Annotated in this window: 19 protein-coding genes; 2 read left to right on the top strand and 17 right to left on the bottom strand. The window is 64.6% G+C overall.

Annotation, left to right across the window (positions count from 1 at the left end):
- Positions 1-107: 107 nt before the first annotated feature.
- From ftsX to H9X80_RS04065, 10 genes are all read right to left on the bottom strand, one after another.
- Entirely contained in the window at positions 108-1,046 is a 939-nt protein-coding gene (gene ftsX, locus H9X80_RS04110; protein ID WP_204793074.1) for a permease-like cell division protein FtsX, read from the bottom strand.
- Entirely contained in the window at positions 1,033-2,055 is a 1,023-nt protein-coding gene (ftsE, locus tag H9X80_RS04105) for a cell division ATP-binding protein FtsE (protein WP_204793073.1), read from the bottom strand. The genes ftsX and ftsE overlap by 14 nt, the downstream gene beginning before the upstream one ends.
- 296 nt (positions 2,056-2,351) lie before the next feature.
- Positions 2,352-3,062, bottom strand: a complete 711-nt coding sequence (locus tag H9X80_RS04100) for an L-ribulose-5-phosphate 4-epimerase (RefSeq protein ID WP_204793072.1) — start codon at positions 3,060-3,062, stop codon at positions 2,352-2,354.
- 41 nt (positions 3,063-3,103) lie between these two features.
- Positions 3,104-3,910 (bottom strand): HAD-IIB family hydrolase, encoded by an 807-nt coding sequence (locus tag H9X80_RS04095; protein WP_204793071.1) that lies wholly within the window; start codon positions 3,908-3,910, stop codon positions 3,104-3,106.
- 1 nt (position 3,911) lies between these two features.
- On the bottom strand, positions 3,912-4,772 hold the full coding sequence (locus tag H9X80_RS04090) for an L-ribulose-5-phosphate 3-epimerase (RefSeq protein WP_204793070.1): 861 nt from the start codon (positions 4,770-4,772) through the stop codon (positions 3,912-3,914).
- Positions 4,773-4,909: 137 nt separating this feature from the next.
- Entirely contained in the window at positions 4,910-6,034 is a 1,125-nt protein-coding gene (ulaG, locus tag H9X80_RS04085; protein WP_204793069.1) for an L-ascorbate 6-phosphate lactonase, read from the bottom strand.
- A gap of 91 nt (positions 6,035-6,125) precedes the next feature.
- Positions 6,126-7,166 (bottom strand): hypothetical protein, encoded by a 1,041-nt coding sequence (locus H9X80_RS04080; protein WP_204793068.1) that lies wholly within the window; start codon positions 7,164-7,166, stop codon positions 6,126-6,128.
- A 15-nt stretch (positions 7,167-7,181) separates the two neighbouring features.
- Complete coding sequence (locus H9X80_RS04075; protein ID WP_204793067.1) at positions 7,182-7,490, bottom strand: PTS sugar transporter subunit IIB; 309 nt, start codon at positions 7,488-7,490, stop codon at positions 7,182-7,184.
- 131 nt (positions 7,491-7,621) lie between these two features.
- Complete coding sequence (locus tag H9X80_RS04070) at positions 7,622-9,145, bottom strand: PTS ascorbate transporter subunit IIC (protein ID WP_204793066.1); 1,524 nt, start codon at positions 9,143-9,145, stop codon at positions 7,622-7,624.
- A gap of 31 nt (positions 9,146-9,176) precedes the next feature.
- Positions 9,177-9,668 carry a PTS sugar transporter subunit IIA gene (locus H9X80_RS04065; RefSeq protein WP_204793065.1) on the bottom strand — a complete coding sequence of 164 codons (492 nt, stop codon included), beginning with the start codon at positions 9,666-9,668 and terminating at the stop codon, positions 9,177-9,179.
- Between the two features lie 298 nt (positions 9,669-9,966).
- Here H9X80_RS04065 and H9X80_RS04060 point away from each other — a divergent pair, with 298 nt between their 5' ends.
- A complete protein-coding gene (locus H9X80_RS04060) occupies positions 9,967-10,755 on the top strand; it encodes a DeoR family transcriptional regulator (RefSeq protein ID WP_204793064.1) in 789 nt (262 codons plus the stop codon).
- A 105-nt stretch (positions 10,756-10,860) separates the two neighbouring features.
- Here the strand turns inward: H9X80_RS04060 and H9X80_RS04055 are convergent, their stop codons facing one another.
- The 3 genes from H9X80_RS04055 to H9X80_RS04045 form a co-directional block, all read right to left on the bottom strand.
- Complete coding sequence (locus H9X80_RS04055; RefSeq protein ID WP_204793063.1) at positions 10,861-11,802, bottom strand: transketolase family protein; 942 nt, start codon at positions 11,800-11,802, stop codon at positions 10,861-10,863.
- A 3-nt stretch (positions 11,803-11,805) separates the two neighbouring features.
- On the bottom strand, positions 11,806-12,627 hold the full coding sequence (locus tag H9X80_RS04050; protein WP_204793062.1) for a transketolase: 822 nt from the start codon (positions 12,625-12,627) through the stop codon (positions 11,806-11,808).
- A 75-nt stretch (positions 12,628-12,702) separates the two neighbouring features.
- A complete protein-coding gene (locus H9X80_RS04045; protein ID WP_204793061.1) occupies positions 12,703-13,386 on the bottom strand; it encodes a transaldolase family protein in 684 nt (227 codons plus the stop codon).
- 565 nt (positions 13,387-13,951) lie between these two features.
- On the opposite strand from H9X80_RS04045, the gene H9X80_RS04040 reads away from it, so the two are divergent.
- Positions 13,952-14,755: a DeoR/GlpR family DNA-binding transcription regulator gene (locus H9X80_RS04040; protein WP_204793060.1), complete on the top strand. Its 804-nt coding sequence runs from the start codon at positions 13,952-13,954 to the stop codon at positions 14,753-14,755.
- On the opposite strand, the gene H9X80_RS04035 is transcribed toward H9X80_RS04040, so the two are convergent.
- From H9X80_RS04035 to H9X80_RS04020, 4 genes are all read right to left on the bottom strand, one after another.
- Entirely contained in the window at positions 14,752-15,627 is an 876-nt protein-coding gene (locus tag H9X80_RS04035; protein ID WP_204793059.1) for a YitT family protein, read from the bottom strand. The genes H9X80_RS04040 and H9X80_RS04035 overlap by 4 nt on opposite strands.
- Positions 15,624-16,739, bottom strand: a complete 1,116-nt coding sequence (gene prfB / locus H9X80_RS04030; RefSeq protein WP_204793058.1) for a peptide chain release factor 2 — start codon at positions 16,737-16,739, stop codon at positions 15,624-15,626. The genes H9X80_RS04035 and prfB overlap by 4 nt, the downstream gene beginning before the upstream one ends.
- Complete coding sequence (secA, locus tag H9X80_RS04025; protein ID WP_204793057.1) at positions 16,740-19,505, bottom strand: preprotein translocase subunit SecA; 2,766 nt, start codon at positions 19,503-19,505, stop codon at positions 16,740-16,742.
- A 151-nt stretch (positions 19,506-19,656) separates the two neighbouring features.
- Positions 19,657-21,786, bottom strand: coding sequence for an AfsR/SARP family transcriptional regulator (locus tag H9X80_RS04020; protein WP_204793056.1), 2,130 nt, complete (start codon positions 21,784-21,786; stop codon positions 19,657-19,659).
- Between the last annotated feature and the right edge of the window lie 678 nt (positions 21,787-22,464).

The raw sequence follows: 22,464 nt of genomic DNA, 5'->3' as shown, positions 1-22,464 counted from the left end.
GGGCTTTTGTCGAAACTTCGATGCTTTATTCACCTGAGCCCAGCCAGACGAAGGAGCCCCCGGCCCCAGAGGGGACCGAGGGCTCCGAGCAGCCATATGGCGCGGGGCTACACCTTCAGGTAGCGCCGCATCGCGATGGCCGAGCCGAACAGGCCGATCACGATGCCAATCACCAGCAGCGCGCCGAACGTGGCGTAGAGCATGTTCGCCGGAATCTCGAACGAGAGGAACGAGAGGTTGCTCGCAAGCACCGGCATCACCACGTTGAGGCCGCCCCACAGCGCCGCGATGGCGAGAAGGGCCGCGATGAGCGCCTCGAGTGCGCCCTCCATGATGAACGGCCCGCGGATGAAGCCGTTGGACGCGCCGACCAGGCGCATGATGGCGATCTCGCGCCGACGGGCGGTGATGGCCAGGCGAATCGTGTTGTTGATGAACACGAAGGCCACGAAGGTCAGCATCACCACGAGCACCACGGCAGCCAGCCGGATGTAGTTGGTCACCTCGAAGAGGCGGTCGACCGTGCCCTGTCCGTAGAGGACGTCGTCCGCGGCGCTGCTTCCCTCGTCGCCGGCACCGTCACGGATCTGGGCGAAGGCGTCGTCGTCCATGATGCGCTCGGCCGTGGACTCGACCTGCTGCGGGTCGTCAAGGGTGATGACCAACGAGGCAGGAAGCGGGTTCTGGCCGTCGAGCGCCGCCACGGCGTCGCTCGCGTTGCGGTTGGACATCGAGGTGCGGAACTCCTCGAGCGCCTCGCCCTTGGACTTGTAGGTCACGGACGCCACGTTGTCCCAGCCCTCGATCTCGGACTGGAAGGAGTCGATGGTGGCCTGGTCGGCGTCATCGGAGAGGAACGCCTGGATGGTGACGCTGTCCTCCACGCCGCCCACCACACCGTTGATCATGACGGAGCCCAGGATGAACAGGCCGATGATGAACAGCGAGAGGAAGATGGTCACAACGGCGCCGAGCACCGTCGTCCAGTTGCGGCGGAAGTGGTGGCCGGCCTCTCGCAGGGAGTAGCCGAAGTTAGAGGGCACCATAGTAGCCGTAGCCTCCCTTCTCCTGGTCACGGACCACGTGCCCGGCCTCGAGCGCGATGACGCGCTTGCGCATGGAGTCGACCATCTCGCGGTCGTGCGTGGCCATGACGACGGTGGTGCCGGCGCGGTTGATGAGGTCGAGCAGCTTCATGATGCCGAGCGAGATCGCCGGGTCGAGGTTGCCCGTGGGCTCGTCGCACACCAGCAGCGGCGGGCGGTTGACCATGGCACGCGCCACGGAGACGCGCTGCTGCTCGCCGCCGGAGAGCTGGTCGGGGAAGTGCTTCATCTTCTCGGCGAGGCCCACCAGGCGGAGCACCTCGGGCACCTGAGTCTTGATGACCGAGCGCGGCTTGCCGATGCACTCGAGGGCAAAGGCCACGTTCTCGTAGACCGTCTTGTCCGGCAGGAGCTTGAAGTCCTGGTAGACGGTGCCGATCTGGCGACGCAGGTACGGGATCTTCTTGTTGCGCATCTTCGTCAGGTCCTGGCCGGCCACGATGACCTGACCGGAGGTCGCCTTGAGCTCGCGCGTGATGAGCCTCAGAAGCGATGACTTGCCGGAGCCCGAGTGGCCGACCACGAAGACGAACTCCCCGGGGTAGATGTCAAGGCTCACGTTCTCCAGGGCGGGCTTGTTGGGCTGGGCCGGGTAGATGAGTGTGACGTTTTTGAACGACACGGTCGGGGTACCGGTGCGCGGGACCGCAGGCGCCGAGTCGTCGCCCGCAAGCGACGCGTAGACGTTTGCGGGGGCAGGCTGCTCCGCCTCGTCCGTCGGCTCGGCGGCGGTGACCACGTGGACCGCCTCGGGAGTCTCGGGGGTCTCGAAGGCGTCCGCGGGGACGTCGGCAGGATCTGCGTCCTGCGCATATGCGCCCGCCGCCAGGAAGGCGCCGGTGTCCTCGGGCGAGACCGCCTCCACCTGCTGAGCCGTCTCGGGCTCAAGAGGCTGCTGCTCTACGCCCTCGGACCCCTGTCGCTCAGTGCTGCGAAAGTGACTGGCCACAGAAGCTCCTTTTCTTGTGCTCGCAATGGGCAAATACGCCCTAAGTCTAGCAAAGGCGCAGTCAGGACGCCTCATACTGCAAAACCTCACCATACGCGAGCGCCCCCGTCGCGTGGTTCTGCGACGGGGGCGCGGGCTCGGGTGCCTTCGCGGCACACGGCCCCGACCTGCGGACGGCCCGTCCGTAGCGGACACGGAAAGGCAGTCGGACGAGCTCGTCACGTCGGTGCGGGGACGGCTCGCGGCCGAGAGTGGCTCAACCTCCCGGCAAGGGTCCAACCCGGCGGGACGGGCGCCTAGTGGGCGCCGCCCTGGCCGTAGTAGGCGTTGGGGCCGTGCTTGCGCAGGTAGTGCTTGTCAAGCAGGTACTGGGGCGCGGGGCCGCAGTGCGGGGCGAGTGCCTCGGTGCCGATGGCCATGCGGGCCACCTCCTCCACCACGACGGCGTGGTAGACCGCCGCAGCGGCGTCCTTGCCCCAGGTGAACGGGCCGTGGTTGCGCACGAGCGCCGCCGGCACGGCCACCGGGTCGATGCCGCGCTCGGTGAAGCCCTCAATGATCACGTTGCCGGTCTCCAGCTCGTAGGCGCGCTCGATCTCCTCCTCGCTCAGGCCGCGCATGCAGGGCACGGGGCCATAGAAGTAGTCGGCGTGGGTGGTGCCGTAGGCGGGGATGTCACGGCCGGCCTGCGCCCAGGCGACCGCGGAGCGGGAGTGGGTGTGCACGACGCCGCCGATCTTCTCGCCCCACGCGCGGTAGAGCGCGGCGTGGGTGGCGGTGTCGGAGGACGGGTTGAGGTCGCCCTCGACGACCTTGCCGTCCAGGTCGCAGACGACCATGGACTCGGGCGTCAGCTCGTCGTAGTCCACGCCGGACGGCTTGATGACGAAGAGACCCTTCTCGCGGTCGAGCTCAGAGGCGTTGCCCCAGGTGAAGACGACCAGCCCGTGCTTGGGCAGGTCCATGTTGGCCTCGTAGACCTTCTCGCGAAGCTCCTTGAGCATCATGAGTGCTCCTCCTTTCACATGAGCCAAAAGGGGTCTGTCCCCTATTGACCGATCAGTCCGAAGTGCTCGAGGGCCGTGGCCACGCCGTCGTCCAGGACGTCGTCGGTGACGTAGCCCCCCAGCTGCCGCACGCGCTCGATCACGTGCGGCTTCGCGTTGCCCATGACCACGCCGGTGTCGGCGGCGGCGAGCATGGGCAGGTCGTTCTCCGAGTCGCCGAAGGTGTAGGTGTGCGCCGGCGGCTCCTCCAGGGCGCCCACGTAGGCGAGAAGCCCGGCGCCCTTGTCAATCCCCTCGACCGTCACTTCGTTCATGCCGTCCCCCAGACGGAAGAGCACGAGGCTCTCGCGCAGAAGGTCGCTCGAGAGGAACTTCTCGAGCTCGTGGTCGTGGAAGACGGCCTTGGAAAAGCGCAGGCCCGGACGCACCCGCTCGACCTCCGCGGCGGTGGTGACGGTGGTGACGTGCGGGAACCAGTTCTCGCCGCGGTCGAGCGAGACGTTGACCTCGGCGCTCTCGAAGATCGCCGAGATGTCCAGGCGCTCCATCTCCCGCAGCACGGAGCGCACGAGCCCCTCCGGCATGGCCACGTCACGCACCACGCGCCCGTCAAGCTCCACGTGGGCGCCGTCCATGGTCACGTAGCCCGAGAAGGGCAGCGAGGCCACCTCGGGAACCACGAGCCCCTGGGGGCGACCGGTGCACAGCACGCAGGTGCCGCCGGCGGCCGTGAACTCCTCGAGGGCGGCGCGGACGCGCGCGGTGGGCACGCCGTTGAGGTGGCGCTCGTCGCGGTAGACGAGCGTCCCGTCGATGTCGAAGAACGCGTAGGCGCCGGCGGCGGGCATGCTAGAGCCCCGCGCGCTCGAAGGCGGCGTCGATCTTGCCGCGCACGTAGCTGGCTGCCTGGGCGGCCTCATCGCGCCAGGCGTCGGAGCCCACGTACCAGAACTCCGCCACGTAGCGGCGCACGCCCTGGGAGACGAGCTCGTCGAGGCCGCCGTCATAGTCCGTGGTGCCCGTGCCAAAGGGGATCTCGCGGTACTTGCCCGCAACGGTCTCCTTGCAGTGGGCCGCCACGATGTGCCCGCGGCCCGTCGCCACGTCGTCGTGGACGCTCTTGCCGTAGAGGAACGAGGCGTTGGTCAGGTTGCCGAGGTCGGGGTAGACGCCGAGGTAGGGGCTGTCGATGAGGTCCACGTAGTGCATGGCCTTCTCGACGGTGTCCATGAAGGGGGTCTCCATGGTCTCGAAGCCCATCAGCACGCCCTCGCGCGCTGCCATCTCCACGGCACGGACGAGGTTCTCCTCGAAGCGCTTGCGCGTCTCGTCGGTGCCCTCCTCGTAGTAGACGTCGTAGCCGGCGAGCTGGATCGTGCGGATGCCGAGGTCGCAGGCAAGCTCGCAGGCCTTCTGCATGATCTCGAGCGAGCGGGCGGCCACGGCGGGGTCGCTTGCGCCCAGCGGGTACTTGCGGTGGCCCGAGAGGCACATCGAGCGCACGGGCACGCCAGTGCTCTCCACGGCGCGGACGACATCGCGGCGCTCCTCAGGCGTCCACTCAAGGCGGGCCAGGCGCGCGTCGGACTCGTCGACGCTCATCTCCACGTAGTCGAAGCCGCTCTCGCGCGCCACCTCGAGGCGCTCGATCCAGGTGAGCTCGGAGGGCACGGCCTTCTCGTACATTCCGAGCAGGTACTTCTTGGACATTTGTCCTCCCCTCCTCCCGTCCGCTGGGCGGGAGCGACGCAAGGAGGTCCCACGGGGTCGGCCACCGAAACGGTGACCGACCCATGTGACCTGCGTTTTTAGGAGCTAGTCAGGTAAGGGGCGCTGCCCCTGGCGCGCTACAGGACGCTGCGGAACGGCACGTTGGGCTCGTGCTCGAAGCAGTCCTCGAAGCCGCGCTGGTAGACGAAGTACTTCTTGCCCGCCTCGTAGTCAGTCGGGTAGGTGTAGTGGCCGCCCACCTTCCAGTAGTACGGCTTGAAGGTGTAGCCCAGGCGCTCCTTGCGCATGTTGTAGAGAACCTCGATCTCGCGCAGGTCGGCCTCGAAGTTGGTCCAGACGTCCCAGTGGATCGGGATGACGACCTTGCACTGCAGGGCCTCGGCCATGCGGATGATGTCGGAGGCCTCCATCTTGTCCTGCATGCCCACGGGGTTGCAGCCGTAGGAGCCGAAGGCCACGTCGACGCCGCCGTACTCCTTGGCAATGTCCTTGCCGTGCTTGGCGAAGTAGATCGAGTAGTGCGAGTCGCCGGAGTGGTAGATGTTGCCGCCCGGGGTGCGGAGCAGGTAGTTCACGGCCTTCTCGTCCATGTCCATCGGGCACTTGCCCCAGAGGTCCTCGCGGTCCTCGCCGGTGGAGTCGGTCGTGGTGATGCAGGTGCGGTCAAAGGAGTCCATCGCGATGATCTCGATGTCGCCGACCTTGATCTTGTCGCCGGGCTTCACCGTGATGCAGCGGTCCTCGGGCACGCCCCACTTAAGCCAGAACTCGACGGACTTCTTGGGGCCGATGAACGGCACGGGGATCTCGTTGCCGTTCTCGTCGGTCGTCGTCATGCCGGACTGGATGACGTGGGCCGCGAACTCCTTGGACATGTGGTCCTGGTGATAGTGGGTGGCAAGGACCGCGTCCACGTGCTTGATCGCGAAGGGATCGAAGACGTAGGGGATGTTGCGCAGGTTCGGCTGCATCTTGCGGCAGCCGGCCATGTTGGCCATCTGGTGGCCGGGCTTCATCTTGCCGTCACCGTGGGTGCGCTTGCCGTTGCCGGTCCACAGGTCGATGGTGATGGCGGTGTTGGACGGCGTCTTCATGTAGATGCCGGTGCAGCCGAGCCACCACATCTCAACGGTGCCGGGGGCGGGCTGGGCCGCCTCCATGTCCTCGTTCAGCCAGGTACCCCACTCGGGGAAGGTGTTCATGATCCACTTCTCGCGAGTGACCTCGTCAATGGCGGACATTTCGTGCCTCCTTCTTCTTTCGGGGGCGGGGGCGTCTGCCCCCGCCCTGCGGAATGGGGTGAAAGGGGTCTGTCCCCTTCACCTCCTCGTCCTAGCGGGTGACGTCGTAGAGGGCGACCTCGTCGGTCTCGCGGTTGGCCGCGATGACGCGGGTCGTCTCGCCGTCCTGGATGACCCAGCAGTTGGCCGGGCCACGGTCGTGGTCGATGACCTCGAGCTGGTAGGCGCCGTCAGCGTAGAAGACGCGCAGCAGGTCGCGACCAGCCTTGCGGTTGCCCACGATGGCGCACTTCTCGCCCGCGAGCTCGCCGCTCCAGATGGCGTGCAGGAAGTCGCGCTTCTCGGGGTCCTCCCAGACCTTCTCGTAGGTGTCCTCGACGTCGGTCTCGTGCCACACGGAGAGCGTGTCGCCGTGGAAGGCGGAGAGGGTGAGGATCTCGTCCTTGCCGTCGCCGTCGAAGTCGACCATGCAGATGTCGCTGGTGGGCCGGACGATCAGGCAGGTGACGGACCACTCGCCGTCGGCCGTCGCGGGCGGGACGTAGCGGAAGACGCCGGCCGCGGTGGACACGAGGGCGAAGCTGTGGTCGGGCGCGTACCAGAAGCCGTGGTTCTGCAGCTGGCAGCTGGCGAGCAGCGTCGGCTCAATCGTGGCGGTCTCGAGGTCGTCGCCGAGCTTGGCCACGTAGACCGCGCCCGGGGTGAGCCAGTCGTTCTTGACCTGGCGGCAGGCGCTCTTGATGGTGCAGGCGATCAGCCACAGCTGGCCGTCGGCGCCCTTGAGCAGGCCGAAGCGGTGGACGTAGGGCAGGTCGCAGATGCGGTGGCTGGCCCAGGTACCGTCGGCGGCGCGGGTGTAGCAGGCGATGCCGGCGGTGTCGGCACCGAAGTTCGGCGAGAAGAACTCGGTGGTCGCGAGGAGCTGGTCGTCACGGCCGGGAACCTGGGTGACGGTCATGACGCCGCCGGGGCCCTCGGTCACGGTCTCCATCGGGGTGCCGTCGAGGGCGAAGCGGCGGATGGGACCGTCCTTCTCGACGCCGATGACGAAGCTCCTGGCGTCCGCCCCGTCAAACGTGCCGATGGCGTAGGCCTTCGGCATGCTTGCGATGACCTTCTTGGTGTACTGCATGTGAGTCGCCGTCCCCTAGGCCTTGAACTTCTCGGCAGCGCCGGAGTTGACGAGGGCGTCCTCCATCTCCTTGTCGGAGAGGACGTTGCGCAGGCCGATGACGGTCACGCCGGCCTTCTCGGCGTCGTCGTACATGTTCTTGAAGTTGAGCGGGGCGAAGACGATGTCGTACTGGCGCGCGGAGGAGACGCCCTCGGAGAGCGCGCAGTGGTGGATGTCGGCGACGCCCATGCCGAGCTTCTTGGTGACGCGCTCAGCGGTCATCTTCATCATCAGGGAGGTGCCGGCTCCGTTGGCGCAAGCGACGAGGATCTTGGCGTTCATGTGTTTCTCCTTTTCTTTCCGGGCCGGGGCGGGGAATCCGCCCCGGCCGCTTACCTGTGAGTGAAGCAATGGGTGACGCGACGCCTGGCGATACGACCTCTAGTCCCCGTCAGGCGAGAAGCGCCCTCGTGCTACTTCGCAGCCTTGGCGGCAGCCTTCGCGGCGGCCTGCTCGGCGCGGATCTTCTTGCACTGCTCCCAGTCCTCGACCTCCATGAAGTAGGTGTCCTTGTGGGCGCGGTACTGGAGCTGCGGGATGGCGATCAGGGCAACGATCACGATGACGAGGCCGGCGTAGGACAGGAACTTCATGAGGCCGGTCATGATCGGCCAGACCACGGCCCAGTCCCACATGCCGAGGTAGCCGCCGTAGGCCGCCATGCCCACCCAGCCGGCGATGAGCGCCGAGCCGAAGACCTGGAGCAGGCCGGAGATGAAGGGCAGGAGCATGCAGGCGCGCAGGCCGCCCTTGTGGTTGGCGTAGACGCCGATGGTGGCGTTGTCAAAGAACAGGGGCACGAAGCCGGCCATGACCACGACGGGGCTGCCCAGGAGGATCAGCAGGCCGATGGCGAGGAACTGGCCGAGGGCGCCGAAGAGGAAGCCGATGGTCACGGCGTTGGGGGCGCCGAAGCCGAAGGTGACGGCGCAGTCGACGCCGGGCACGGAGCCCTTGAGGAGCTTCGAGGAGATGCCCTGGAAGGAGTTGGTGAGCTCGGTGACGAAGGTGCGGACGCCAAGCTGAAGGATGGACAGGTACACGGCGAACTCGAAGGAGGTGGTGATGATGTACATCACGAAGTCCTGGGACTCGGTCATGAAGCCCTGGGCGACGAGGAAGTCGCGGCCGAGGATGACGAGGATGATGCCGAAGAAGACGGTCATGAGGATGGCCGTGGCCACGAGGTTCTCGTTGAAGATCTTGAGGAAGCCGGGCAGCTTGATGTCATCGACGTTCTTGGACTTCTTCTTGGAGTGGTCGTTCATCCAGCCGGCGACCTTGCTGGAGAGGTAGACGCCGAACATCTGCTGGTGGGCGATCGTGAGGCCGGCGCCGTCGGTCAGCTCCTGCGAGGGGCCGATGCAGAGGTTGGAGCCCACGGCCCAGTAGAGGCCCAGGAGGATCGTCATGATGGCGAGGGTGGCCCAGTCCTGGTCACGCAGGGCGGGGAAGCAGAACAGGATCAGGAAGAACGCCGTGGAGGCCTGCTGCACCTGAACGTGGCCGGTGGTGAACAGGGCGCGGCACTTGGTGTACTTCTTGAGCGCCACGAGCACGATGTTCAGGATGAAGGCAAACAGCAGCAGGAACATGACCAGCGAGAACGACTTGCCGGCGATGAACGCGGGGCCGTTCGGGTCCTCCATGGCGGCCTGGACGGCGTTCTGGCCGAAGTACGGGTCGATGACCATGGCGGACATGTTGAAGCGCTCCTGCAGGCCAACGAGGATGGGGCGGAACGCGTTGGTCAGGCCGCTCGAGCCGACCGACAGGATCTGATAGCCGATGACGGCCTTGATGAAGCCGGCAAGGATGTCGTACCACGGCTTCTTGAGCAGGGCGTAACCGAGAACAACGATCACGCCGATGAAGTATGCGGGCTGCGTGAGAATGTTGTTGGCAATCCACGTCCAGATACCCATAAGGATGTCCATGTGGCTCCCTTTCTAGTTGGTGCGGGCAGGCCTAGGCCTGATCGTGCTGGAGCTTGTCCTCGTCGACCATCGCGTCGATCTCAAGCAGGTCCTCCGGCTTGGTCGCGGCCTTGAGCTTCTCGACCACGGCGTCGTCGGTGAGGATCGCGTAGAGGCGCTGCATGTTGGCGAAGTGCTCCTCCTGATTGGTGGAGCAAAGGGTGAAGAAGATCTGGGCGTCCTTCTCCGGGTCCTGGCCCTCCTCGTCAAAGTGGACGGCCTCCGAGCAGCGCATGAAGCCGATGGCGGTGCCATGGCAGCCCGTGGCGTTCTCGGTGGAGTGCGGCATGGCAACGCCCGGGATGAGCACGATGTAGGGACCGTGCTTCTCCACGCAGGCGACGATCTCCTCCGCGTAGATGGGGTCGACGGTGCCGTCGGCCTCGAGCGGCTTGCAGCACTCGCGAATCGCATCCCTCCAATCCGCGATTGGGCCCTCCGTAAAGGCGTAGTGGCCCTTCTCGTAAATCTCCTTGAGCAGCATTGGAACCTCTCCTTTCCTGATCTGCCTTCCTACTTGGTCATTTTGTTCTTTTTAGTAGAACAATCAGACCGTTTTGACACTTGTATTATGAATGAAGCGACAGAATCTTCATTCATTTGAATCGAGTTTACCGCAAACGGACGTATTTTATCCGTGAATGGTTATCAGACTCATTCATATCATTCATTTTTGTTTTTACCGAGGGGTGCCAGAATGGGCTCTTGAACTGAAACGTTCAAATTGTTCTAATGAGGAGTGAGTCCGAGGGGTGCATGTACCAGAAGTGGTTGGGGGAACCGTGGGCACCAGAAAGAGCCGCTCTTTTGTCGAGCAGCGCCGTGAGACCATTGCCGACATCCTGAGGAGAGAGGGCCGCGCGGGCGTCACCGAGCTCGCCGAGCGGCTGGGGATATCCCCGCTCACCGTCAGACGTGACCTTGACCAGCTTGAACGCGAGGGGGTCGTGATGCGTCGCTACGGGGAGGCGCTGCTCGCCGAGGGCGAGCGCGTCGACCAGGGGGCGGCCGCCTCGCCCTTCGAGGCGGAGAAGGCCGCGATCGCCCAGGCGGGCGCGCAGCTCGTCGGCAACCACGAGCTCATCTTCATCAACACCAGCTCGACGGCCCTTGCGATCGTCTCGCTCATCGACTCCGAGGGCGTTACCGTGGTGACCAACAGCGCCCGCGCCCACAAGCTGCCCATCCCGCCCAACGGGATGATCCTCGTCACGGGCGGCGAGGTCCGCCCGCCGCGCGGGGTGCTCTCCGGCGAGTTCGCGCTCGCCAACATCCGCAGCGTCTCGGCCACCACCTGCTTCGTGGGCTGCGCCGGCATCTCCCTCACCGCCGGCATCACCTCCACCACGCAGCAGGAGGCCACGGTCAACTCGCTCATGGTGGAGCGCGCCGACCGCATGGTGCTTCTCGCCGACTCGAGCAAGCTGGGGATAGGCGCGGGCTTCACCTACGCGCCGCTCGACCGCGTGACGCTGCTCATCACGGACACCGGGGCCACGGACGAGGACGTGGAAATCCTGCTCGAGGCGGGCATCCACGAGATCCGCCGCGTCGAGCCGCTACGTCGCTAGCCCCGCGTTCTTCTCGCCGGGGCTTCTCTTCAAATAGAGAAAGGGGGACGGACCCGAAGGCCCGTCCCCCAAAGACGGTCACGAAGACCCAGACGCTGCGTCAGGCTAGGCGAGAAGCCCCTCCACCGCGGCGACGACGCCCTCGGCGTCGAGGCCGTACTTGTGGAGCAGGTCCACGGCCGGGCCGGACTCACCGAAGGTGTCCTGGACGCCCACCTTGCGCACGGGCGTCGGGCAGCGCTCGGCCAGCACGTCGCAGACGGCGCTGCCAAGGCCGCCAATCACGGAGTGCTCCTCGCAGGTCACCACGTGGCCGGTCTTGGACGCGCTCTTGACGATGAGGTCGGCGTCGATCGGCTTGACGGTGTGCATGTCGATGACCTCGGCGGAGACGCCCTTCGCGGCGAGCGTCTCGGCGGCCTCGAGGGCAGCCTGCACCATGAGGCCGCACGCCACGATGGTGACGTCGGTGCCCTCGCGCATGACGATGCCCTTGCCAATCTGGAACTCAAAGGTCTCGGGGTCGTTCACCACGGGGACGGCCAGACGGCCGAAGCGCATGTAGACCGGGCCGTCAAGCTCGTAGGCGGCGCGCACGGCGGCGCGGGCCTCGGTGTCGTCGCACGGCACGATGACGGTCATGCCGGGGATGGTGCGCATGAGGGCGATGTCCTCGTTGCACTGGTGGGTGGCACCGTCCTCGCCCACGGAGATGCCCGCGTGCGTGGCGCCAATCTTCACGTTGAGGTGCGGGTAGCCGATGGAGTTGCGCACCTGCTCGAACGCACGGCCTGCGGCGAACATCGCGAAGGTGCTCGCAAACGCCTTGCGGCCGGTGGTGGCCACGCCGGCGGCCAGGCCCATCATGTTGCCCTCGGCGATGCCCGCGTCAAAGAAGCGGTCCGGGTAGGCCTTCTTGAACGTGGCGGTGTGCGTGGCCTCGGCGAGGTCGGCGTCAAAGACAACAAAGTCGTCGTGCTCGGCGGCAAGCTCGACGAGCGCCTCGCCGTAGCTTGCACGCGTGGCGACCTTCTTCACGTCTGCCATCTGTTACGCCTCCTTAGAGAGCTCGGCCATGGCCTGCTCGTACTGCTCGTCGTTCGGGGCCTTGCCGTGCCAGCCCACCTGGTTCTCCATGAAGGAGACGCCCTTGCCCTTGACCGTCTCGGCCACGATGCACACCGGCGCGTCCTTCACGCCGCGAGCCTCGTCGAAGGCGGCGCGGATCTGCGCGATGTCATTGCCGTCGGCGAGCTCGATCACGTGGAACTTGAACGCACGGAACTTGTCGGCGATGGGCATCGCGGAGTTGACCTCCTCGATGGTGCCGTCGATCTGCAGGCCGTTGTGGTCAACGATGAGGACGAGGTTGTCGAGCTGGTGGTTGCCGGCAAACATGGCGGCCTCCCAGACCTGGCCCTCCTCGATCTCGCCGTCGCCGAGCAGGCAGTAGACGCGGTAGGTGTCGCCCCAGTGCTTGGCGGCGAGCGCCATGCCCACGGCGGCGGAGACGCCCTGGCCCAGCGAGCCGGTGGACATGTCCACGCCCGGGGTGTCGTTCATGTTGGGGTGGCCCTGCAGATGGCTGCCGATGTGACGCAGCGTCTCCAGGTCCTCGACGGGGAAGTAGCCGCGCTGCGCGAGCGTGCTGTAGAGGCCGGGCGCCGCGTGGCCCTTGGAGAGGACGAAGCGGTCGCGGTCGGCCTTGTGCGGGTCGGCCGGGTCCACGTTCATCTCCTCGAAGTAGAGATAGGTGAGAATGTCCGCCGCGCTGAGCGAGCCGCCGGGGTGGCCGGACTTGGCCGCGTGCGTCCCGACGAGCACCCCCTTGCGCACCTCGTTGGCAACCTGCGCGAGCTCTGCGTCGGTCATGGTGCCTCCTTTTCCTCAGATACGAACGACGGGGACGCAGCTGCGCCCCCGTCCGATTGTAGTTGTTGGCGCAGTCTACTGAGCGGCCACGACCTTGGCCCAGTCGGCGTCGAAGTTGGCCATGCCCTGGTCGGTCAGCGGGTGCTTGAGGCACTTCTTTAGCGCGCCGAACGGCACCGTGGCGATGTCGGCGCCCATGAGCGCGGCCTGCGTCACATGGTTGGGCGTGCGCACGGAGGCGGTGATGATCTCGCAGACGTTGTCCACGTTCTTGCCGGTCCAGTCGTAGTTGCCGATGGCGGTGACCACGTTGGCGAGCTCAGCGATGCCGTCCTCCCCGATGTCATCGAAGCGGCCCACGAACGGGCTCACATAGCGGGCGCCGGCGTTGGCGGCGAGAAGCGCCTGCGGGGCCGAGAAGATCAGCGTCATGTTGATGCGAACGCCCTCGGAGGCGAGCTGGTGGGTGGCGGCCAGCGACTCGGCGCAAATCGGGAGTTTGACCACGATGTTCGGGGCGAGGCTCGCGAGGTGGCGGCCCTCCTCGATCATGCCCTCGGTGGTCTTGGCCTGGGACTCGGCGGAGACGGGCAGACCCTCGCACATCTTGGCGATCTTGACCATGTGGTCCTCGAAGTCGGCAAGCTTGCCGCCCGTGCGCGCGTAGAGCGACGGGTTGGTGGTGACGCCGGCCAGGCATCCCCAGGACAGGGCCTCCTTGATCTCGTCAAGGTCGGCGGTGTCGATGAAAAACTTCATACGTGCCCCTTTCCCATATAGGTTCCCCAACTACATGCTCAGGCCCCATCCGCTGCGGGTCCTTGTGCCCCTGAAGGCTCGTAAACGCTTGCTAGTCCCTATGATACCTTATAGAGAGCTTATTGAACGTTTCTTTTGAATGTTTAGGGCAACTTCATAAACATTACATGAACGTTCTGAACTACTTATTCAGATTGCTCAACGTACGGAGACCGGACAACCCTACCATACACGCGCGGCCTCCCGCCTCCCGCCGAGAGGCCGCGAACGGTCACGTTTCACAAGGCAAGCAAAGTACCTCCTACAGCGCGGCGCGCGTCTCGTCGATGATGCGGCGCGCACCGGTGGTGTTTAGATGCCTCTATTCGAACTTGTTGTTTTCTTTTTATGATTGCCTCACTCATATTTAATGATAATTTATTAATTAGATATTTTTCGTACTATTGCTCATTTGTTATTGTTTGTTCGAACTCAATTTATGAATGTTTTATAATTGGATAAATGCCCGGCAATCATATAAAGTAGGGACAGGCAAAGGGTTCGCGTCAGCGAGCGGAGGGGCAGCATGAAGCGAAGCAAGGCCTACGTCGCCTCACGACGCGACGCCATCATCGCCCTGCTGGAGAGCCGAGGCGAGGTCAGCGTGGCCGAGCTCGCCGAGAGGTTCGGGGTCTCCCCACTCACCATCAGGCGTGACCTTGACTACCTCGAGGCGCGCCAGATCGTCTCGCGCCAGTACGGCTCCGCGAAGCTGCTCAACCCCCTGGGCCGACCATCCGGCTCCCGTCAGGTGCGCGCCAACCGCGCCATCGCCCGCGAGGCGGCCCGCAACGTCGAGGACGGCGACTGCATCTTCATCAACACCAGCTCGACGGCGCTCGGCATCATCGACTTCATCACGGCCCAGGACGTCACGGTCATCACCAACAACGGTAAGGCCCTCATGCTCGAGGAGAGGCCCAACGTCTCCGTGCTGCTCACCGGCGGCGAGGTTCGACCGCCCCGCTCGTCGCTCACCGGTGAGGTGGCCCTGAACTACATCAGGCACGTCACCGCCACCAAGTGCTTTCTGGGAGTAACTGGGATCTCGGCCAACTACGGCCTCACCTCTGCCACCGCACCCGAGCCGGCGATAAACGCCCTCATGCTGGAGCGCTCAAAGCGTCACGTGGTGGTGGCCAACTCGTCAAAGCTCGGGCTCACGGCAAGCTTCCAGTTTGGCTCCATTGACGAGGTTGACCTGCTGATTACCGACACCGGCGCCACGGACTCGCAGGTGGCAAAGCTTCGTGCCTTTGGCGTGGGAGACATCGTCCGCGTGGACCCGAGCCTCATGGCCGAGGACAGCACCCCCGTCCCGCGCGCTTAGCCCTCTATCTGGCGGAAGCCCTCGCCAAAGACCTCGTGCACCTCGGAGATCACCACGATGGCCTCAGGGTCGCATGCGGCGACGATCTGCTTGAGCCGCACGCTCTCCGAGCGGCCGAGCACGCAGAAGAGCACCGGGCGGGAGTTCCCGCTCCAGACGCCACGGGCTTGCAGCTCGGTGCACCCGCGGTTGAGCGTATAGAGGATCTCCGCGGCGATCTGCTCGTGACGCTCCGAGATAATGTAGGCGGCGCGTTCTGCGCGGAGGCCGTCGACCACCGCGTCGATGACCTTGCCGCTGATGAACATCGCCACTGCCGCATACAGCGCCTGCTCAACCGAGAAAACCGTCGCCGAGAAGGCGATGATGACGCCGTCAACCACAATGACCGCAACGCCGACCGGCATCGCAAGGCGCCGCGCGAGGATCTGGGCGAGGATGTCCGTCCCACCCGTATTGCCGCCGGTGCGAAACACCAGGCCCAGCCCCACGCCCGTGACGACGCCGCCCCAGAGGGCGCACAGCAGGAGGTCGTTCTCGCCGCCTAGAACGGGCAGGAATGGGACGAGCACGTCAGTGAGGACGCCGCAGGCAATGATCCCGGCCACGGTACGTGCGATGTAGCCACGGTCTCCCGAGCGGATGACCAGCAGCAGGAGCAGGGCGTTCATAGCGATGGTCTGCAGACCGACGGGCAGGGTGACGCCCATGTTGCTTGCAATGGCCGAGAAGACCGTGGCAAGGCCCGTCACCCCGCCGGCCGCCAGGCCGTAGGGAATCTCGAAGCAGTCCACGCCTACCGCAAAGACGAAGGAGCCCAGGACGATAAGGACGGCGTCGCGGACGACGGTGCGCCACGGGACGCGGCTCACGAGGCCTCCCCGCCCCCAACCACCCAGCGGTGGTATCCCACGACGAACTTGTCCAGGTCGCCGTCCTCGAGCACGGACTCAACGTTGCCCGTCTCGACGCCCGTCCTCAGGTCCTTGACGAGCTGATAGGGATAGAGCACGTAGCTCCTGATCTGGTTGCCAAAGCCAATTTCGTGCTTGGGTCCGCGCAGCTCGTCGAGCTCCGCGGCGCGCTTCTGCAGCTCCATCTCGTAGAGGCGGCTCTTGAGGATCTTCATGGCGAAGGCCTTGTTCTGAAGCTGGCTTCGCTCGTTCTGGCAGGTCACGACCGTTCCCGTAGGTAGGTGCGTGATGCGGACAGCGGAGTCGGTGGTGTTGACGCCCTGCCCGCCGTGGCCCGACGCGTGATACACGTCGATACGCAGGTCATTGGGGTCAATCTCGACCTCGACATCATCCGGCAGCACCGGCAGCACCTCAACGCCGGCAAACGTGGTCTGTCGGCGCTTCTTGTCATCGGTCGGCGAGATGCGCACCAGACGGTGCACGCCCTGCTCGGCACGGAGCATCCCGTAGGCGTTCTTGCCGCTCACCGTAAAGGTGGCGCGGTCGATGCCAATCACCTCGGCCGCCGGGGCGTCGTTGACGGTGACCTTCCACCCGCGCCGGTCGCAGTAGCGCAGGTACATGCGGAAGAGCATCTCACACCAGTCCTGCGCCTCAAGTCCGCCCTGGCCAGGCGTCACCGTGACGATGGCGTCGCCGTGGTCGAGGTCGTCGGTGAACCAGCTTGAGAGCTCCAGCTCGGAGAGGTCTCCCTCCAGCTTGGAGGCGAGGGTGGCGGCCTCGGCGAGCAGGTCCTCGTCGCCCGTCTCGTCGGCGAGCTCGAGGGCGGCCCTTGCGTCGTCAAGGCGCTCGTGGGCCGTGTCAATACCGCTCACGTCGTCACGGGCGGCGGCGAGACGGGCCATCACCTCGCGCGCTGCCTCCGCGTTGTCCCAAAAGCCCGGCTCGGCGCTCTTGGCCTCAAGCTCCGCGACCTTACCGCGCTTCTCCTCGATGTGAAGGTACCCCTCGACCTCGGCAAGACGCGCAGAGAGCGCGCCGAGGTCAGGCCTTGCAAGGGCCGCCATCTACCTGTTCCTGCCGTGGCAGTTCTTGAACTTCTTGCCGCTGCCGCAGGGGCAGGGATCATTGCGCCCCACGCCGACGTAGGGGTCGGGATCCTCCGACTTGCGATAGGTCTGGGGCTTCCCGGCCCCGGGGTTGGCACCCTGTGGAGACGCCCCTCCCGGAACGGCGGCGCGTGCCCGAGCAACCACTCCTCGGCCGCCCTGGTCGCCATCGACCTCAGCTGGACCAGAGTACTGGGCGCCGCGCAGCTCCTCGGGCTCCGTCTCCACAGATGCCTTCTGAGCCGTAGGCTGCGGCGCAAGCTCGATACGCAGGATAATGCGCAGGAAGTCCTCGTACATGGTGCTGACAAGCATGGAGAAGGCGGCGTAGGCCTCGCTCTTGTATTCCACAAGCGGGTCACGCTGACCAAAGCCACGCAGGCCAATGCCCGTCTTGAGGTAGTCCATCTCCTGAAGATAGGCCATCCAGCGCGTATCGATGACACGCAGCATGACCTGTGCGGCCAGTGCGTGCATGGGCTCGGCGCCGATACGCTCGGCCTTCTCGGTGAAGCAACGCTCTACATAGGCGTTTACCGTCTCGATGACATCGCTTTCGGACACGCCTTCCTCAATCTGGGGCACGTCCTTGCGGCCCGTGAGGTCCTCGAGCCAACGGGTGAGGCCGTGAAGGTCCCACTCAGGGTGCTTCTTGCCCTCGGGGCAGTACTCGCTCACCTCGCGCTGGACGGTCTCGAGGGTGACCTCCCCCACGCGTGCCATGAGGTCCTTGCCATCGAGAATCTTGTTACGCTCCTCGTAGATGACCTGGCGCTGCGTGTTCATGACGTTATCGTAGTCGAGAACGTTCTTGCGCATGGCGAAGTTGACCTCCTCCACCTTGCGCTGGGCGCTCTCGACGGCCTTGGTGACGAGCTTTGCCTGGATAGGCATGTCGTCCGGCATCTGGTAGCGCTGCATCAGGGCAGCGATCTTGTCCATGCGGTCCCCGCCGAATAGGCGCATGAGGTCATCCTCGAGCGAAAGGTAGAACTGGGTCTCGCCGGGGTCGCCCTGACGGCCGGAACGGCCGCGCAGCTGGTTGTCGATACGACGGCTCTCATGACGCTCGGTGCCGATGACGCACAGGCCGCCCGCTGCCTTAACCCGCTCCTTCTCTACGTCACAGACCTCCTTGGCACGTGCGCGCGCGGCGGCGCGCTGCTCTGGGGTCGCCTCGCTGGGGTCGATGCCATCCTCGCGCAGATAGTCCTCGGCAATGAGGTCGGGATTGCCGCCCAGCAGGATGTCCGTGCCACGGCCAGCCATGTTGGTGGCGATGGTAACAGCGCCCTCGCGGCCAGCCTGCGCCACAATCTGCGCCTCGCGCTCATGGAACTTCGCGTTGAGGACGTTATGCTTGATGCCGCGCTTGTCCAGGATGCGGGAGAGGCGCTCGGAGTTCTCGATGGAGACGGTGCCCACCAGGCATGGCTGGCCCTTCGCGTGACGCTCCGCCACGTCGTCCGCCACGGCCTTGAACTTGGCATCCACCGTACGGTACACGAGGTCGTCGTGGTCGACGCGGATGACGGGCTTGTTGGGAGGGATGACCTGCACCGGAATGTGATAGACCTCGCGGAACTCGGCGTCCTCGGTCATGGCGGTACCCGTCATGCCAGAGAGCTTGTCGTACATGAGGAAGTAGTTCTGCAACGTGATGGTGGCGAGCGTCTGGTTCTCCTCGCGAATGGCCACGCCCTCTTTCGCCTCGATGGCCTGGTGCAGACCCTCGGAGTAACGCCTTCCCTCCATGATGCGGCCCGTAAACTCGTCAACGATCTTTATCTCGCCGTCGACCTTCACGTACTGCTGGTCGATATGGAACATGTACTCGGCCTTGAGAGCCTGCTGAAGGTGGTTGACGAGCTGGCCGGAAGCGTCACCGTAGATGTCCTTGCCCAGGGCAGCCTCTATCTTCTTGAGGCCCTCGTCGGTGGCCGCGATGGTGTGCTTTGCCTCGTCCATCTCAAAGTCAACATCGGGGGTCAGCCCACGCACCGCACGAGCGAAGTCCTTGTAGGTGCTTGCGGACTTGGTGCCCGCGCCGGAAATAATGAGCGGCGTGCGCGCCTCATCGATGAGAATCGAGTCTGCCTCGTCGACGATGGCGTAGTGATGCCCGCGCTGCACGCGCATGTTCGGGCGCGTGACCATGTTGTCGCGCAGATAGTCAAAACCAAACTCGGAGTTGGTCCCGTAGGTGACGTCCGCCTCGTAGGCAGGCTTCTTGAGCGGCAGGCGCATGCCGTTTTGAATGAGGCCCACGGTCATGCCGAGAAAGCGGTAGATTCTGCCCATCCACTCGCTGTCTCGCTTGGCAAGGTAGTCGTTGACGGTGACGATGTGCACGCCTTCGCCCGGGATGGCGTTGAGGTAACCGGCGAGGGTCGAAACGAGCGTCTTGCCCTCGCCCGTCTTCATCTCGGCGATGGTCCCGCGATGCAGCGCAATACCACCGATGATCTGAACGTCAAAGTGGCGGAGGCCCGTTGTGCGACGTGACGCCTCGCGCACAGCCGCAAACGCCTCAGGCAAAAGCTCGTCAAGCGTCTCGCCCCCGGCATAGCGCTCCCTGAAGACTGCGGTCATTCCGCTGAGCTCCTCGTCAGACATTGCCTGGAAGCGTGGCTCGAGCTCGTTGACCTGGGCAGTGATGCGCTCATACTCCTTGAGCTCCCGATCAGAGCCCATTGAGAGGAGCTTGGAGAGAAAATTGGGCATGTGTCTCCCTCTGACGTCGCACGTTGATGTCACCTAAGCATCCAACTTCAACACTCTACCCGTAGACGGGCGCAGCAGGAAGCACGAGCGACGCTCTCACCAAAAGCGCACCCTCTTGCTCCACCCGCTGCGCCCTGTTACAGATACGGCGCTATGCCTGGCCCCCAGTCGAAGGGGGCGCAGGGGTCTCCCCCATCAGGCGCCTCAGTCGTTCCGAGGGGCATGCGTGACCATTGGCGCGCAACAGTCTCCCGCTATAGCGGCGATACTGCTGCTCCGCCTCCACGGCACGCCCGCTTGTCCTGAGCGCCCTTATAAGAATGATGACCGCGTCCTCTCGCAGGTCGTTTATCGCAAGCGCATTTGAGGCCAGGCGAATCGCCGTCCTCTCCCTGCCGAGGCTCAAGGCAGCATCTCCCCCAGCCACCATGGCGTCTGCGTAGAGGTCACGAAGCTCGGAGCGTGCGTTTGCGATAAATCCCGTCGCATCGACCGAGGGTAGGTAGAGGTCGCCCACATAGAGCCTTTCGGCACGACGCGCCATCTCGAGGGCACGCGAAGGGTCCGTGCTGTCCGAGGCTTCGCGGGCGGCGGAGCAGAAGGCGTCGACGTCACACCCCACAATTCCCATGTCAAGGGCAACCTCGCGACTCGCACGTCCGGCCACAAAGGGGTCAAGGCCCGTCTCTATCTCCCCTATGGCACGACGCACCACACTTGTTGCCTGATAGGCGTGGTTGAAGCCAGTCGTATAGTCACAGCCTGGCCAAACCTGCTCCACTAGCTGATAGCGCTTCGCGACCCCTCGATGAAGAGCGAGATACTCGAGCATCGACTTAGCACCCCGCTGCTCAAGCTTCCAGTCGGGCACGCGCACGCCCCTCACGCAGACAGAGAAACCCCCAAGCAGGTGAATCTCAATCGGAACGGAGCCCTCGGCCGAATTCACGCCCTCGCTCATCGTGCCGCAAGCCCCCTCCACGCTCTCCGAACGTGCTGGAGACGAGGGGACGTCCGGGAACGAGGACTTGGCCGCTCTTCTCCAGACGGGCGGCATGCACTCCTTCACCAGCGCGGAGAACTCTCCCATGCCCCGGCTGAGGATCCCGAGAAGCCAAAGCGCGTCACGCGGGACCTCCCGGGCCGTCTCCACGTTCTGGAGGGATTCCTCGTCCGTCCCCATCACCTCAAGCAGAAAGGCGTGCACCGCAAAGAGATCGTCATGCACCACCTCGGCATCGGGGGAGGCGATCCGCTCACCAAGCTGATATCTCGCAACCTCGCCCAAAAGTTCCGCCACGCGGGCAAGATAGGCGAGGGACGTCCTTTTTGCCACGCTCTGTGCGAGGAGCGCCTTGACGTTTGCGCGCGTCAGCGTGCTCGTGCGCAAATCGCAGATACACCCCGCGATAAGCCCTATAACCTGGGGGACAACGTCTCCGCGGCGTTCCGCCCGCGCCGCAAGCGACGCCGCCTCTGCCCCCGCGCACGCGTCTCCTCTCATGGTGCGACGGACCACCTCGACCACTGAGACGTAACTTGAGAGCCCGGCGAGCGACGACCGGGAGAGAAGCTCTTCAGCATGATTTACCAGTCCCGCTCTCTCATCGCCCCTGTCGCCCACGAGCAGTCGAACCATTTCACGGTCAAGCTCCAGAAGCGCGCCCGAAACGGTTGTCGGCTCCTCGTCTCCTCCGTTTGACACCAGTGTCCCGAGCGCCTCCACGCTCCGCCCCGCAATCATGAGGTCACATGTCTTGCGATGGACAACCAGGCGTCGTGCGAGCGGGGAGTCAAAGGCTCTCCCGCCTTCGCAGCCAAACGGGAGACCCTGTGCCGCTCTCCGCGCGTCGAGCAACATGAACGCATCGTCGCTTAGCCCATCCGTCCGGGCCGTCTCCAGGCCACCCCTCGTCTCTTCATTAGCGACCGCTGAGATAACGTCGCCCAATGCATCGAGTTTTGCGGATACAACCTCATCATTCCGACACGCCTTAACGATCTTTTGGGCAAGCTCGGTCTCACCATAGTCAAGAAAGGCCGCCAGTTGGGGCAGAAATGCCTCGGGGTGCTCCCCGACGCCGACCATCCTCAGGAGGGCAGCGCAACGAGCGAAGGCGCCTCGCTCAACAAGAATCTGCTCGACGAGTTCGACGTCACGCGGAAATAGGGCGCACAGCGCCGAAAGCCTCGAAAGGATGAGAGAAAGCGCGTACGGCCTGTCTGAGCAGAGGCAATCAAAAGAGGACAGATCGGCTGAGATTCCGAAGACTGGAGTCATTGACCGAAGTCCGGCAAGTAGCTCAAAGGAGTCTCTCCCCAACACGCGACGCAGATCATCCGAAGAGCCACAGCCGAGTAGATACATGCACAGGCGCAGACGAAGCTCTTCATCGCTTAGCGATGGACGAACCGATAGGGCAGCAAGGGAGCTAAACACCTCCCAGTATGACTGCGGCAGAGTCGAGCCTCCGGACTCAGGGGCGCGTGCAAGGAGAGGTTTCACCAGACTTGGCACGCCACGCGACCAACGACGAAGCGCATCAGAGCCCGGGACATCTTTAAGCAGGTCAAGCTGAGTCCGAATGAGGTCACCCAGCCAGACCACGTGACAGCTCGGCAAGGCCTCGAGCAGTTGGCGCGCCTCCGGAGAAAGGGTCAGTAGCACCGTGACACCAGACTCAATAAGCTTATAGATGCCCCTAGCCTGGCGAGAGACACATGACTCATCCGAGGAGGGGACGTTCTCAAAAACGACGAGGCGTCGCCCGGCCTCGACCGGGAGCTCGCGAGCAGTGCGCGCAATTATACGGGCCGCCCGGTCAGGCGTCGAACCTGTCAGATCTTTTCGACGACATGAGCGTCTGTGCCCGCCATAAAGGAGTAGCAAAGCGTCCACCACATCACTAGAGCCCATGCCCGGCTCCACGCATATTGCCAACAGGCGCGAAGCTCCAGA

The organism is Olsenella profusa (assembly GCF_016900315.1).
In the GTDB taxonomy this organism is placed as follows: Bacteria; Actinomycetota; Coriobacteriia; order Coriobacteriales; family Atopobiaceae; genus Thermophilibacter; species Thermophilibacter profusus_A.
Note: the sequence above shows the minus strand (reverse complement) of the source record. Positions and strands in the feature narration are given on the sequence as shown.